The following is a 14,146-nucleotide window of genomic DNA, read 5'->3' as shown; positions in this document are numbered from 1 at the left end:
CCTAGTGCACTTCTAGTCAACTAGTTTTGAGCTAGTGGACTAGATTGTCAAACGATTCGCATGTACGCGTGGAGAGCGTGCTGACCGATGGTCAGCACAGCGGCAGGTAAGGGAGACCATGTCCGACAAGACCCGAGCCCCCTATCTACTGGTCGCCGAGATCTTCCGCAGGCTGATCGCCGAGGGCGAATGGCCCGTCGGCTCCCGCCTCCCCTCCCGGGACTTCCTCGGCGAGACGTACCAGGTCGGCGAGAACGTGATCCGCCGCGCCCAGGAACTCCTCATCACCGAGGGTCTGCTCGAAGGCCGCCCGGGGGCGGGCACCTACGTTCGCGCCCCCAAGGAGCGGCTGCGCATGCTGCGCTGCCCGGCCCCCGGCTACCCCAGCGCCCCGCTCGCCCCCGCCGGCATCTCCACCTGGGACTCCCAGAGCACCGCCAAAGTCCCCGCCCCCGACGCCATCGCGGCCCGGCTGGGGATCCAGCCGGGCGAGCACTGCGTACGCACCACGTACGAGTTCCTCGACGAGGACCAGCGGCCCGCGATGAGCAGTGTCAGCTGGGAGCCGATGGCCATTACCGGCAAGAGCGCGGTGGTCCTGCCCGACGGCGGGCCCTTCGCCGGCCGCAGCGTTGTGGAGCGGATGGCGCACCTGGGCATCGTCGTGGTCCGCGTCGTGGAACGGGCCCGGCCCCTCCAGGCCGACCGCGACCAGGCCCAGCAGCTCGGCGTGGCCGCCGGCTCCCTTGTGACCCTGATCGAGCGGACCTACTTCGACAGCGACGACCGCCCGGTGGAGACCGCCGACCTGGTCATCCCCGCCGACCGGTGGGACATCGACTACGACATCGCCTTGAGCGGCACCCCCACCGGCTGAAACCGTGCCCGCGGGTGCACCGAACTGGCCGATGACCACGGCGAATCCCCCGATCGCTTGAGGCCGCACCGGCCCCTCGGGAATCATGAAACCCGCGGCCCGGACCGGGCCCGCCCAGGGGGAGGAACCAGATGTCCACAGCACAGCCGAGTCCGCTCGGCAGGGTCACCGCCGTACTGAACTCGCCGGCCCTCGGCGCGGTCCTGGCCATCGCCGGGTTCGCCGTCCCCGTCGTCGGCTGGGCCATGGACCGGGTCAACCTGAAGGTGCTGCTCGTCGTCCAGGCGGTGCTCATCCTCATCCTGGCCTTCGGCCACTACTGGACGCGCAGGACCTACATTCAGCTGCGCCGGGTGACTAACCTCAAGGCCATGGATGACGTCCAGTACTACGACCGGGTCCGCTCACAGCTCGAAGCCGAACTCATCAGCGACTACGGCGAGATCGCCGACGGCCATCTGCGCGTGTACGCCTCCGAGGTCCCGCGCCTGTCCACCCTCCTGGTGAACACGGTCACCGAGGCCCAGGCCCAGCCGCAGCGCATCCTGGCGGCCGACCTGACAACCAACCCGACGCTGCTCACCAGCCGTCGCGAGTACATCGCCGCGCAGCGCCGGTTCACCGAAGCCGGCGGGCGCATCGACCGCCTGTTCATCGTTTTCGCCGCCGACCTCGCCAAGCAGGAGTTCGCCGCTTCCCTGCTCGCCCTGATCGGCCAGCACCGCGACCTCGGCGTCACCTGCGGACTCGCCGTCCGCGACCGGCTGCGCGCCGACCAGGCCGTCGACGTCGTCATCTTCGCCCAGGCCGCTGCCCTGGTCGAGGAGGAGCAGGGTGACGCCGACTACCAGCGCGGCCGCTCCAGCGTGTACTTCAAGGGCGTCGGCCGTTGGGCCGGCCGCTTCGAGAGTGTCTGGGGCCACGGCGCCGACTCCGCGCCGCGCGTCCTTCAGGCGTACGAGGCCGCCGCCCGGCCGATGCTCGACGCCGGAACCTGGGACGAGAACCGCATCGGCACAACGGTCGCCGGCTTGTAGAAGTCCTTCCACCGCGAAAGAGGCGGCCCACCTGACCGGTGGGCCGCCTCTTTCGCGTTCCGAGGCGCGGATTCCGCCCTCACCCCACCGTAATTAGTGCACTAGATGTACTTTGGGTGATCGTCGGGTGGGAGATGCCCGCCCCTGCTCACCACGGGACCACCGCATGCTGCTCGCCTTAGCCCTGCTCACCGCCGGAATCCTGCTGCGCCAGGCCGACCGGGCCCACTTCCGCCTGAGGCGTCCCCGTACCGCGAACGCGGCGCAGCTCATAGCCGTCCAGCGCGCCCGGGCCAACGACTGGACTCCGGCCGCCCTTCTGGCCGGGCAGTGGGTGCAGATCGCCGGGTACTGGCTGCTCGCCGCGCACGGCCTGCTGGGCGCCGTGGTCGCGGCGGCCGGTGTCGCCGTCCAGTTCCGCCACCTTCAGGAGATCAGCCACCACGCCGTGCACGGGGTGCTGGCCCGGACCCGCCGCGCCAACCACGTCCTGGCCGAGCTCGGCGCGCACCTGCCCCTCGGCCTGGCCCCCGTCGCGTTACGCCGCCGCCGCCATGTCCGCGACCACCACCCAAATGCCACCCTGGCGACCGACCCCAACCTCGCCGAGCTCGCCCAGGCCGGCCTGCGCCCGGGGGTTGCACGCCTCCCCTTCACCGCCGCGCTGTTGTTCCCGCTCACCGACCGGGGCGTCCGGGCCACGGCCGCCACCCTCGCCGCCAACCTGCGCCCACGGCCCGGCCGGTACGCCGCAGCCCCCGCGATGGTTGCCGTTCTCGCCGCCGCTTACCTGACCGGCGGATGGGCGGCCCTCCTCACCGGGGTGCTCATCCCGCGCCTGCTGCTCTACCCCCTGCTGGCCTGGTGGAGCCTGTTGGTGGAACACACCTGGTTCAACCCCGAGCACCGCACCGGCACCGCCGCCGAGATCGAGGCCGGCCGCTGCCTGCGCCTCTACCCGCACAACCGTGTGTTGGCCGCGCTCGCCGCCGCCACCTGGCTCCCCTACGGCGACCTCCACCACTACGCCCACTCCGCACACCCCGGGGTGCGATGGAACTACCTGCCCGCCCTCGAACGGCACCTGCCCGACCCGCACTTCACACCGGGGGCCCTGTTCCTCGGCCCGGGCTCCGTCGCCCGTCGCCACTACCGCGCCCTGACTGTTCGGGCCTACGACAACCGCCGCCAGCCCGCGCCCCGCGCATAGCCCGCGCCGCACAACGGCCCCGCCCCCCACGGCACACCCCGGGAGGCGGGGCCGCGGCAGTTCACGGCACCTGTCCCACACCCTCAACCCGCGTGGCACGCTGACCTGATGATCGAGAGTCCGCGCCTGCTGCTTCGACGTTTCCGTCCCGACGACGCCCCAGCCCTCGGCGCCTACCGGTCCGACCCGGACATAGCCCGCTACCAAGTCTGGCCCTCGCCTCTCACCCCGGCGGAGGCCGCCGAGACCGTCCGCAGACACGCCGAGGCCCAGCCCGAGAACCCAGGCTGGTTCCAGTACGCAATCGAGCTGAAGGCCGACAGCACACTGATCGGCGATCTCGGCGTCAACCTCCACGAGAACCGGCTGCAGGCCGACATCGGCTTCACCCTCGCTGCGGCCCACCACGGCCACGGCTACGCCACCGAGGCCGTCCAGGCCGTCGTAGGCCATCTCGTCGCCCGGGGCCTGCACCGCTTCGGGGCCTACTGCGACGCCCGCAACACCGCCTCCATCCGCGTCCTGGAGCGCACGGGATTCCGCCGCGAAGGACATGGCATCGAAGCCGTGCTGGTCCGCGGCGAATGGACCGACAGCTACACCTTCGGACTCCTCGCCCGTCACTGGAAGGCCCCCTCCGCCATCTCCGGCGCCGCTCGCGGGTACAGGCCCCGTTGACGCGTGGGCCCTGAACTCTGGCGCCCCTGCCCGCGGGCAGGCGCTGGCTCTTCGGATTCGGCTGACCGCTCCGGGTGTGAGAGTGGATCATCAATGGCATGACCCTGCACGCGCGAGACACCGTCACCGGGCACCTCGTGACCCTGACTCCGGACCCGGCCAGCGCGGACCATCTCGCACCCGGTCCCCTGTCGTCCGGGCGGTACCGCTGCATGAGCTGCGGGCACCCTCTCGGTCTCTCCCGTCGCAGCGGGAGCCACTCCGCATACGCTCCCCGCTTCTCCCACAGCCAGAGTTCCGGGTCCGGGGCCGACGGGTGCCCGGCCCGGGCAGGTCTGCAGAAAGAGATCGAGACCGGCCTCCAGGTCGTTATCGACCTCCGCGACCACCTGGCGAAGGCGTGGCCTGGTGTGCAGACCCTGATCGAATGCCCTGAGCCCCAGACACCCGGCGAGGCTTCGCCCCCGGCCGTCATCGTCGCCACGGCCGGCGGCCAGGTCCTCGTGATCGAGTGCCCCCACGGCCCGCTGGACGATCCCGCCGTGCAGCGCCGCATGCAGGCTGTCCGGGCCCGCTACGGCTCTGGCGCCACGCACGTCTGGTTCTTCGCCGAAGACGAGCACCACTTCCGGCAGGGGGGCCTCAGGGACAAGGCCGTACGCCCCGCAGGTGCCACCGCGTCGGTGCGGCACATGCGGGTGCGGCCCACGCAGCAGCAACTCCAGATCATCGAGGCCGGAGGCGCCGTCTACTGGGTCAACGGCGCGACGGTCTACGTCCCCTACGGCGGCCACGAGTTCATCCACGAACCCAAGCCTGACGGGGAGGACTGGGGCGGCGACGTCGCCCGGCGCCGCAACGACTGGAGAATCAGCCACCCTCGCCCGCTGCCGGGGGCCCACTGGTGGGGGCTCGTACCGATCGGCCTGTCCACGCTCCGCAGAGGCCGTGCCGGATTCCACCCGGGCGAGGCACACGAGGTCATGGAACGGCTGGAGCGGTCCCAAAGCGCCCGCTGGGCCGCGGCCCGAAGGCTCGCACGCGAACGCTACGAAGCCCTGCACCGCCCGCCACCGGCGCCAGTGGCCGACGCCATCGAGCAGCCCCCACCAGCAGAGGCGCCCTCGGCGAGCCCGCTCCCCTCTGCCCCGCCAGCCGAACCTTCTCCTCCGTCGGCAGACGCGGCGGAGGAGAAGGAAGAGGAGGGTCAGCAGCCCTTGCCCGTGCCGCCCAGGCCCGCGTACGCACCGTATGTACCACCTGCCACCCCTCTCCTACCGCCGCCTCGGGGCCCTCTCTCCCGGCTCATGAAATGGGTGCAGCGCAGAGGCTGAGCGTGCCCAGCGGGGCTGGCGTGCCGCTCACCGGTTGTCGGAACGGATAGGCGTCCCATTCGGTTTCACGGTCAGTGTGTCGGCGAGTTCGGTGGCGGTGGGCCGGTTAGCCGGGTCGTCCAGGAGCACGGGCAGCAGGGCGTCCTGAAGGCCGGGCCAAGGACGGTCGGCCGTGACAGGGACGCGGCCCGTCGCGATGTGCTGGCGGAGCTCGTGAGGGGATCACTTTGCCGTCGCCGATCCGAAAGTGGCCCGCCTGTTCCGCTCAAGCGGGATCCGGCGCCGCTTCCTGACTCTCCCCGACCCAGGCCCGGTGGGCGTCCGGTCAAGGAGAGTGCAGGCGACCTCCGGGACAAGCACCGGCGGATCGCGCTCGACATGGGCGGCCGGCGATCCGTACCGGCCTACGGGTACGGGTACGTACCCGTACCCGTACCCTGACCCTATGGGAAGGAGCACTGAGATGCCTGATGCCAATGTGAGAATCCCCGAGGAAGCCCGCGACCGCTTGGCCGCTATGGCGGCCGAGGAGGGCTTGTCCCTACGCGCCTACCTGGCTCGGCTTGCGGACACCATGCTGACCCCCGCCGAACGGGCGGAGCGGGCCGAGAGGGCGAAGGCCGCCCTGAAGTCATGGACCGGCTACGCGCCCACGGCCACCGAGGAGGCCGACCTGGACGACGAACTGGACCGCCGCCTTGCACAGGTGCAACGCCGGTGACCGACGCCATGCACATCGTCCTGGATGAGACCGCGATGACGGCCGCCGGCGCCGGGAACGTCCTCGCCTCCCGCCTGATCCATCGCGCCCATGCCGAAGTCGGCTGGTACCTCTACGCACCCACATGCGCCCTCGTGGAAGCCGACCGAACACGCCCCGGCACCGCCGAGCACCTGGCCGCCCTGCCTGGAATCACCGTCCTGGACCTCGACCTACCTGCCGCCCTGGCCGTCGCCCGGCAGGAAACCTGGGCCCAGGCCCACGCGCAGCACGCTGCACAGCCGACAGCCGACCGGCCCGACGGCGCCATCGTCGCCACCACCGCCCCCAAACGGTGGGAGGGAGAGCCTGTCCGCGTCCTGGACCTCAACTCCTGAACCCCCGACTGCTCTGACCTGCCGGACTTTCACGACTGCCCCGATCGAACCCCAGCGGCATACTTCGGGACTCGACCGTGCTGGGAGCCCAGGCCGCCTGCCGGCCCGACGTGTTCGTACGGCCGTCTCACCGCCGCCCGCAGTCAGGCGGCGGCGGAGGAGGCGGTGGCGGAGCGGAGCCACGCGTCGAAGGTGTCGGCAGCCCCGAGAACTGGGGTGAAGATCGGTTCGAAGGGGCCGCGGGTGCGGAGCTGGTCGAGGGTGGTGACGCCGGCCCGCAGTGCGGTGGAGGCGAGTGCGGGGTCGCTGGCGGCGAGACTGCGCAGGTCGGCGATCCGGCGGGCGAGGCGGTCCTCGGAGGCTCCCGTCAGCACGAGCAGGAGCCGGGGGAAGACCGGGTACCGGTAACGCCAGGCCGGCATCGCGGCCTGGCGCCGGGGCCCGCGGGTTCCCTTGGCCGTCTGGGGCTGGGGCGCGTACTCGTGGTAGGCGGCGTACGCGTGTAGTTTCTGCGCGAGGCGGGCGATCGTCATCTGGGTGCGGTCGACCTCCACGAAGAACGTGAGCAGGGTGCGCTGCTTGCCCACGCTGTGGACGTAGTTGAGGACGGCGTCCGGGACGAGGCACAGCTCCTCCCCGGGTCGGGCTTCGTCGCGGTAGTAGTGGGCGATCTCGGGCGACCAGTCCAGGGGACCGCACTCGTGGCCGAGGCGGCGCGCGTGCTCGACGAACGCCGCTCCGGTCTCGACGACCGCGAGGGTGTGCTCTTGGAGCGGGCCGAGCGCGGCCTCCTGGCTCATCCGGTACGCGCGCGGCTGGAGCAGGCCCACGGCCTCGACGGACTGCGCCCCCTTCTCCGTCAGCCACCACAGGAGCTGGGTCTGGCCGGCGCTGCGCCGTCCTACGGCCTCGGCGAAGCCGGCCTGGCGCAGGGTGTGAAGCTGGCGGCGCAGGAACTCGGAGCGGGTGTGGTGCGGGGTGACGAGCCGGTGAAGCTGCATCGTGGAGACGAGACGGTGCTGGTAGAGGACCTGGGCGGCCTGCTGGGCGACCTGGCCCAGCCCGGTGGGGGCGGAGTGCGGGTAGGGCATGGGGTGCTCCCCTTCTTCTAGTCGATGACGCTGGTGGGGTCGCCGGCGCTCGGGCCGCCGGGGCGCCGGCCGGTGTGGTGGGCGAGGACGACGGCGTCGAGCTCTTCCAGGTCGGCGAGGATGTCGCCGAGGGGGCGGCGGTTGAGGTTGCTGTCGATCGCCTGGTCGAGGGCGGGGACGCCGGCCGGGTTGTCGTAGTGCGCGAAGACCTCGTCCACGGGCAGGCCGCGGACCCGGAAGGGCGTGGTCCGGGCGCCGTTGAGGTTCACGGACATCACGTAGTGGTACTTCGGCAGCTCGGTGATCGTCTCCGGGGACACGTGGCCGTTCCACCGTTTGGCGACGAAGGCCGCCTCGTCGTAGTCCGCGGCGCAGGTCGACAGCCAGGACTGGTTCTGCAGGAGGGCCTGGCGGGTGATGGCGGAGAGCCGGAGCACCATCTGCGTCATGCCGATGAAGCGGACCTCGTACTTGCGCAGCTGCTCGGCGATGGCGGCGAGGAACCCCTTGCTGGAGGAGTCGAGGGCGGTGAGCTCGTCACCCCAGGCCCAGAAGGTCTTCCGCTGCTCGCGCGGGGTGTCCTGCCGGGATAGGCCGGCGCGGTGCAGGTCGTGGATGAGCAGGCAGCTGACCAGGGCGTCGCTCTCGCTGCCGGACGGGCAGACGAAGACGACCTTGCCGGTGTCCATGGCGTGCCGGACGTCGTACGCGGAGCGCGGGCTGCCGAAGAAGCCCTGGAGGGACTGGCTGGTGTCGAGGCGGTCGATGGCGTAGGTGACGGTCGGCACCGCGTCCGGGCCGAGCTTGGGGAAGGTGGTCTCCCAGTACGCGCGGACGCGGTCCGGGAGCTTGCGCAGGAGCCCCTCGCGCCAGTCCTCGTCGGTGAGCCAGGTGCGCAGCTGGAAGAGGGTGCACTGCGCCTCGGGGTGCCCGGCCTGGACGGCCTGGAGGTTGAGCAGGGCCAGCGCCTGGGAGGCGCGGGCGAGGATGGTCCGGGCGCGGGGCGCGTTGTCGCCCCAGTCCTGTGCCGCGGCGATGCCCTCGGTGACGGAGCGGACGATGTCCTGGACGTCGGAAAGGGTGCGGCCCTCCATCGACAGGGGGTTCCAGGAGACGACGGGCTGGTCCGGGTCGGCCTTGGCGAGGTTGATCTCCCAGAGCCGGTCGAGAATCTCCGGGTGCGCGAGGTAGGGCTTCGCGCGGGCCCAGCCCTCGCCGTGCGGGTCGAGGAACCAGCAGCCGTAGCCGGAGTGGGCCATCGCGATGCACTGCACGAGGGCTTCTTCGGTCTTGCCGTGGCCGGACTTGCCGAGCTGGAGGCCGAAGAGGAGGTCCTGCACCCGGGCGCCGGCGATCCGCTCGCGGCCGTCGGGGTAGACCACGGCGCCGAGCGGGATCAAGTCGTGCTGCCCGGTGTAGACGGGAAGGTCGGCCGGGGCCGGCGGGACCAGGCCCCCGGTGCGGACCACGCTGGAGGCAGTGCACTTCGCCGTCGGCGGCTTGAGCCATCCGGCCAACTCGGGCACCGTCAGCCACTGCCGGCGATGAGGGGCGAACTCCCCGCTCGCGAACCGGCGCTCGAACTTGCCGATCGCCCATCGTCGGGGCCGGCGGGCCTTGAGGTAGTTCTCCCCCGAGGTCATCGACAGCGCGGCGATCAGCTGGTGCATCCGGGCCAGGGCAAGCTGCGGGTGGGCAGCCTCGGTGCGTAGCAGGATCTGCACGGCGAACACCGCCCCGGCGGACGGTTCGAGCTTGCCGACGCCGTCGCGCAGGTCGGTCTGCCGCGGGATCCGCTCGGATCGGTTGGAAGCGCCGGCACCGCCGGACCAAGCGGAGGTCGCCGAACCCCAGAAGCCGCCTCCGCCGAGGCCACCGGTGAGGCGCTCGCCGTACGCGGACGGGCCCCGGCGGGCGGCCCGGGCCATCAGGCGGCGCCGGCGGCGGGCCAGGCGCTGCTCGGACACGGGGACCAGGTCGAAGACCGCTTCGGCCTGCTCCCCGTCCTCAGTACGCACGGAGGCCATGGCCGCGGCCAGCTGCTGGAGCGGGTCGGGGCTCAGGCCAAGGGAGGCCAGGGCCTTGTAGTCGGGCAGGCCCAGGGTGAGCTCGGCGCGCTGCACGTACCGGCGCGCGCTCGCCGGTGCGGTGGTCACCTGCGCCGGCTTGGCGAGGGAGATGACGGCGGTCACGGCGTTCCTCCCGGGCCGTTGAAGCGGACGGGTCGGATGTCGGCCTGGCCGTGCTGGGTGCGGACCTCGACCTCGGCGAAGCCGGGCATGTTCAGGATCGCGGCCGCAGCGGCCGGGCCCTCGATGTAGCAGCGCATCTTGCCCTCCAAGGCGGTGTACCGCAGGCGCACCGCCGATCCGCGGGCCGGGACACCGTCGGCGGCGTAGTGCACGCGCCCGAGCTGGCGGGCCCAGCGGCCGACTTCCCCTTCACCGGGGTCGAACGTGCTGGTCGGGACCACCTCGACCTGGACCCGGTCGGCGAGCGCTTCCCGGACGAGCGCCGCGCGCCGGATCGTCCACCACACCCAGACCGCCGCCCCGAGAACGCCGAGGGCGACGAGGTACGGTGCGGCCGCGCTCAGGACGGCCTGGAGCTGGGCGAGGAGCTCGTCAACTGGCAGGTCCGGGAGGCTCATGTCGGCCGGACCGAGGTCGGCCGGGACGGGGCGGAGTGGTGCACGGTGCCTCCAGGGTGGTGGAAGAAGCCCTTCACCTGGACCAAGTAAGAATTCGCGGCCGATCCAGACACCGTGCCCCAATGCTTTGCCATCCCTTGACGATTGAAGGGGGCTGGTTCGGCCGGGACTGTCCGTTCTCAACGAACTCAGTCGCCGTCTCACCCAAGGCAGTCGCCAGAACGCCCGCCTGTCGAGCGGACGGCCACGGGTTCGAGCTTCCGGTGTCCGTTCTCAGTGAAAGTGACCGAGTCCCAATCGATCTGATCGGCAGAGTGAGGGGTCCCGTGGGTTCAGATCCGACACGACCAACTGCTACAAATCGTCTTCCTGCGACTCGGTGGGCAGGGCGGCCAGCAATGTAATCGACTCTCTCAGGAAGCGGATGTGGGCTGAGTGGCCAACGGCCTTCGCATCTTCCGCTTCTGAACGCGCAGCGCTGTCGGCCGTATGGGTTGCCTGCGCCCTCGCCCAAACCAGCAGGGCCTGGTGATACTCCGTGTATGTCTGACCAACGGCGATTGCGGCCCTCCTGACGGGTGTCGGCCCCTCAAGCGTGACCCTTGCCACGGCCTGATCCAACTCCCGAAGCGCAGGAGGAACCGCATTGAGGGGCGCCACGAGATCCCCGGAGGGCACTCCACTTGCCAACTGCACGTCAAGTGTGAACAGAGCATTCCTGGCGCCCTCTTCGGCCAGCAACAGGCCAGCGTAGGCTTCTCGACGCTGCTGCCGTCGCCACTGCCAGTGCGCATCAGCGGCCTGCCGTTTCACCTGCCATCGCGTTGTCCACACTGTGAGGGCTGCCGTGATCAAACCTCCGGCAAAGCCGACAGCTGCACCGAGCACCGCCGCAATTCCTTGATCCACGCATCTAGCATCTCCAAGAGCGGCACTGTTTGCTCGACCAGCAGCTGAACGGAGCAGGGAGCCATACCAATACGCCCGGTGTAGCGTCCCAACAGATCCGCGCAGTCGCAGCACATCTGAGCGACGCCTGTGGCTCAGTTCACTTCCCCGAAGACGGCTCGCCAGCCACATCCCCGTCAGCGACGCCGCCAGGGCTGAACCGTGCTTGCCGTCAGCCTGAGGGGAGGAGCCCGTTCTCCCCGACGGCGTCGGCCGCAGTCCGTAGGAAAGCTTTGTACGCGTCCTGCGCGCGGCCCTGGAGAACATGGAGGTCGGGCGCCGCGGGGTCCAGTCCAGCTTCCGCCAGTAGCTCGATGTAGCCCGGCAGCGGCGGCGTGATGGGGCCGGTGTCCAAGGCCTGGCCCTTGAGGGCCTCGATGGCGTGGCGGGTTGCGCCGCTGAGAAGGGTGCACTTCTCTGTCACTTCAAGCGCGGCATCGGCCACCGGGCGGGTGGCGTCCAGGGATAAGACGACACGGATCTTCTGGACCTCATTCTGCCGGTACTTCAGTGCCTGGTCCCAGCGCTTGTGTGCCTTCTCGATCCACTCTTCACGCTGGTCCGGAAAGCGCTCGACGCGACCGAGGGGCGTCAGCGTGGTGGACAACAGGTCCAGGTAGCGCTCGTGCCTCTCGGCGAAGGCGAGGTAGGTGGCCCTGCGCGAGTCCCGCAGGGCCCGCATGCTCTCGGCCTTGACCTGGTGGCGAGCCGTGTTGCGGCTCAGGAGAGCCGCGGCCAGTCCGGTCGCTCCGGTGCCGAGGGCTCCGACCGTGGCGCCGAGCACGGCGGCAAGTCCTGCATCCATCGCGCCACTGTGACGGGTCGGCGACGAGCAGCGCGAGATGATGATCAGCCATCTCTCGGCGATGTCTCCGAAACCACCAGGCAGGCCGGGCCCCGGCTGTAGAACGTCGGGATGGACCCTCTCACCCCCGCCGTCGTCCGTGCCGCCGGCACCATCACAGGAGCCGCCCTCGGCCGCTACCGTCCCGTCGGCGTCATTCGCGTCGGCAGCGCCGAGGACCGCGCCCAGAGCTACCGCCGGTTCCTCGACGCCGTCGTCTACGCCGCCGACGCCCAGATCCTCTACTACTACCGCCGCCGTGACGCCGCAGCCATATCAGCCATCCGCCGCCCCCGATTACGCTCCCGTCGCAACCACCTGCGCGAGCAGGCGTGGCGGCACTACACCCAGGCCCAGATCGAAGTGCACGCCGCGCTGCTCGGCGTCCGGCTGTCCGCCCCGACACCGGTGCTCGCAGCCGCCGAGCACCTGGTCGCCTCCATCCCCGCTTCTACCGGCCCGGCACCCGCCACACCCTGCCCGAAGCCGAGTACCTCGCCGCCCACGACGAGTGCACCACGGCGCAGCACGTCTTCCTGGAGGCGGCCCGCCGCGACCTCGACTACCACCCCCGCCCCTGGCAACTGCTGCGCAAACGACGGGAACGCAAGTACCGCGAGCAGGCCGCCGACGGCCGACTACCGCACTGACCCGTGCCGAGGCCGTGTCCAGCGCTGATCGCGCCGGCCTGCGCCCGCCCCGAGAACGTCCGGGGCGGGCACCGCCGTCTCAGACGATGCGTACGACCAGGAGGATCGGGCCCAGGTTGGCCTGCTTGGTGACCTCCACGACGCGGCCTGGTTTCGGCGCGTGCACCACGTATCCGTAGCCGATCGCCATGGCGACGTGTTCGGGGCGGGAGGCTGAGCCGACGGCGAAGAGCAGGTCGCCCGGCTGGATCGCGTTGGTCGGGACCACGTGGCCGTCGTTGATCTGCGTGTAGGTGGTGCGGGTGATCTCCTTGCCGGCCACTCCGTACGCGCGCTGGGTCAGGGAGGAGCAGTCGCACCGCTCGGACGGGTTGGGGCCGTGGGGGTTCGTGCAGCTGCCGCCCCACTGGTACATGGTGCCGAGCTGTCCCAGTGCCCAGCGGATCGCGGTCTGCGCCTGCATCGGCGCATTGGCCGGGATCTGGTAGCCCTCCGGCAGCGAGCCGGGCGGGATGTTCCCGAAGTCCACATTGCCGCCGCCCTGGCCGGCGCACCTTCCCGGGCCGCCGAAGCCGCCGAGACTGGGCTGTCCCGGCATCGGGCCCACGGGAGCGGCGCCCAGGGTGGGGGCGATGGCCTGCTGGAGGGCAGTCGCGAGGGGCTCGTGCTTGGCGTACGCGTCGGGGAAGGCGCTTGCCTGGACCTTCTGCGCGGCCACGGTGACGGGCATCTGCTCCCAGTCCTTTATCTTCACCAACCCGTCGTAGAACTTGGTGGAGGAGTAGACGGGGTCCATGATCTGCTCGCGGGTGCCCCAGCCCTGGGAGGGCCGCTGCTGGAACAGGCCCAGGGAGTCGCGGTCGCCGTGGTCGAGGTTGATCAGGGTGGACTCCTGGAGAGCGGTGGCCAGGGCGACGACCTGGCCGCGGGCCGGCACTCGCTTCTGGATGCCGGTCGCGACGATGACCTTGGCGTTGGGGATCTGCTTCTTGGGCTCTTCGAGGCCGGGGACGTTCACGTCGCCGCTCCCGGCGAGCATCTCCTTGACCTTGCGGGCTATCTCGGCAGTGTCCGGGTCGAGGCCGGGCTGGCCGCCGGCGGGGCAGCTGGCTGCCGCCGCAGCGGCCTCGGCCTCGCTCTGGCCGAGGCCTGCCACGTGGGCTGCGACGGCGGCCAGCAGAACGAGCGCCAGGCCGAGCAGCCCGGCGACGCCGGCCAGCCACCCCTTGAACTTCTTCTTCATGAGCGGCGCTGCCGACGGCGGCGGATGTTCAACTCCCGCTCCTCGTTACGGCTCAGGGACGCGTCACTGGCCCGCCGCGGGGCCGCGGTCGGGACGCGGCGCGGGCCGGGCTGCCGTGGGGTGCCACGGTCCAGACGCTGCCGGAGCTGCTGCTGGCGCGGCGAGACAGCCGGCTGGGTCGGGACCTGGTGACGGGGCTGGTGGCGCGTGGTGGCCTGCGTGGCCGGGGGGTTGGGCTGATTCGGCGTGGTGGTCGCCTGGCTGCCGCTGGTGCCGGGGCGCTGGTACATCGGACCGCCCGGCAGCTGGTTCGGAACGGTGACCGCCTGGCTGCTGCTCGTGGTGAGGTTGTGCGCCGGGCCGCCGGGGAGCTGGTTCGCCGGGGTGCCGGGCGGGTTGGGCGGCTGCACTGGCGGGTTCTGCGGCGGGACGGGCGGTGTCTGACCTGGGTTGCCGGCGTTGCCCGGCTGGGGCTGGGGCTGGGGC

At 71.1% G+C, this 14,146-nt stretch carries 14 protein-coding genes and 1 pseudogene; 8 read left to right on the top strand and 7 right to left on the bottom strand.

The window, feature by feature from the left end; translation table 11 throughout:
* Positions 1–118 precede the first annotated feature (118 nt).
* The 7 genes from J7I97_RS19875 to J7I97_RS19845 all read left to right on the top strand — a co-directional run bounded on the left by J7I97_RS19875 (position 119) and on the right by J7I97_RS19845 (position 6,234).
* On the top strand, positions 119–877 hold the full coding sequence (locus J7I97_RS19875; RefSeq protein ID WP_214936732.1) for a GntR family transcriptional regulator: 759 nt from the start codon (positions 119–121) through the stop codon (positions 875–877).
* A gap of 131 nt (positions 878–1,008) precedes the next feature.
* Positions 1,009–1,914, top strand: a complete 906-nt coding sequence (locus tag J7I97_RS19870) for a hypothetical protein (protein WP_214936730.1) — start codon at positions 1,009–1,011, stop codon at positions 1,912–1,914.
* 166 nt (positions 1,915–2,080) lie between these two features.
* Positions 2,081–3,124: a fatty acid desaturase gene (locus tag J7I97_RS19865; RefSeq protein WP_214936728.1), complete on the top strand. Its 1,044-nt coding sequence runs from the start codon at positions 2,081–2,083 to the stop codon at positions 3,122–3,124.
* Positions 3,125–3,232: 108 nt separating this feature from the next.
* Complete coding sequence (locus J7I97_RS19860; RefSeq protein WP_214936726.1) at positions 3,233–3,802, top strand: GNAT family N-acetyltransferase; 570 nt, start codon at positions 3,233–3,235, stop codon at positions 3,800–3,802.
* 98 nt (positions 3,803–3,900) lie between these two features.
* Complete coding sequence (locus tag J7I97_RS19855; protein ID WP_214936724.1) at positions 3,901–5,136, top strand: hypothetical protein; 1,236 nt, start codon at positions 3,901–3,903, stop codon at positions 5,134–5,136.
* Between the two features lie 463 nt (positions 5,137–5,599).
* Positions 5,600–5,857: a type II toxin-antitoxin system HicB family antitoxin gene (locus J7I97_RS19850; protein ID WP_214936722.1), complete on the top strand. Its 258-nt coding sequence runs from the start codon at positions 5,600–5,602 to the stop codon at positions 5,855–5,857.
* Complete coding sequence (locus tag J7I97_RS19845) at positions 5,854–6,234, top strand: hypothetical protein (RefSeq protein ID WP_308369238.1); 381 nt, start codon at positions 5,854–5,856, stop codon at positions 6,232–6,234. Before J7I97_RS19850 ends, J7I97_RS19845 begins: the two co-directional genes overlap by 4 nt.
* A 143-nt stretch (positions 6,235–6,377) precedes the next feature.
* Here the strand turns inward: J7I97_RS19845 and J7I97_RS19840 are convergent, their stop codons facing one another.
* The 5 genes from J7I97_RS19840 to J7I97_RS19820 all read right to left on the bottom strand — a co-directional run bounded on the left by J7I97_RS19840 (position 6,378) and on the right by J7I97_RS19820 (position 11,728).
* Positions 6,378–7,325 carry a replication-relaxation family protein gene (locus tag J7I97_RS19840; RefSeq protein WP_214936720.1) on the bottom strand — a complete coding sequence of 316 codons (948 nt, stop codon included), beginning with the start codon at positions 7,323–7,325 and terminating at the stop codon, positions 6,378–6,380.
* Between the two features lie 17 nt (positions 7,326–7,342).
* On the bottom strand, positions 7,343–9,517 hold the full coding sequence (locus J7I97_RS19835) for an ATP/GTP-binding protein (protein WP_214936718.1): 2,175 nt from the start codon (positions 9,515–9,517) through the stop codon (positions 7,343–7,345).
* Positions 9,514–9,975, bottom strand: a complete 462-nt coding sequence (locus J7I97_RS19830) for a hypothetical protein (RefSeq protein ID WP_214936716.1) — start codon at positions 9,973–9,975, stop codon at positions 9,514–9,516. Before J7I97_RS19830 ends, J7I97_RS19835 begins: the two co-directional genes overlap by 4 nt.
* 354 nt (positions 9,976–10,329) lie before the next feature.
* A complete protein-coding gene (locus J7I97_RS19825; protein WP_214936714.1) occupies positions 10,330–10,884 on the bottom strand; it encodes a hypothetical protein in 555 nt (184 codons plus the stop codon).
* A 211-nt stretch (positions 10,885–11,095) separates the two neighbouring features.
* On the bottom strand, positions 11,096–11,728 hold the full coding sequence (locus J7I97_RS19820) for a hypothetical protein (RefSeq protein WP_214936712.1): 633 nt from the start codon (positions 11,726–11,728) through the stop codon (positions 11,096–11,098).
* 111 nt (positions 11,729–11,839) lie between these two features.
* Here J7I97_RS19820 and J7I97_RS19815 point away from each other — a divergent pair, with 111 nt between their 5' ends.
* The gene (locus J7I97_RS19815; protein WP_214936709.1) at positions 11,840–12,445 is read left to right on the top strand and encodes a hypothetical protein; all 606 of its coding nucleotides are present in this window, start codon (positions 11,840–11,842) and stop codon (positions 12,443–12,445) included.
* A 51-nt stretch (positions 12,446–12,496) separates the two neighbouring features.
* On the opposite strand, the gene J7I97_RS19810 is transcribed toward J7I97_RS19815, so the two are convergent.
* Both J7I97_RS19810 and J7I97_RS19805 read right to left on the bottom strand, forming a co-directional pair.
* Entirely contained in the window at positions 12,497–13,660 is a 1,164-nt protein-coding gene (locus tag J7I97_RS19810) for a C40 family peptidase (RefSeq protein ID WP_214936708.1), read from the bottom strand.
* Positions 13,657–14,146: pseudogene (locus J7I97_RS19805) on the bottom strand (hypothetical protein); the annotation flags it as partial. The gene J7I97_RS19810 and the pseudogene J7I97_RS19805, both read right to left, overlap by 4 nt.

The organism is Streptomyces sp. ISL-87 (assembly GCF_018614095.1).
Taxonomy (GTDB): Bacteria; Actinomycetota; Actinomycetes; order Streptomycetales; family Streptomycetaceae; genus Streptomyces.
The sequence above is the reverse complement of the archived record's forward strand: the minus strand, read 5'-3'. Positions and strand labels throughout refer to the sequence as shown.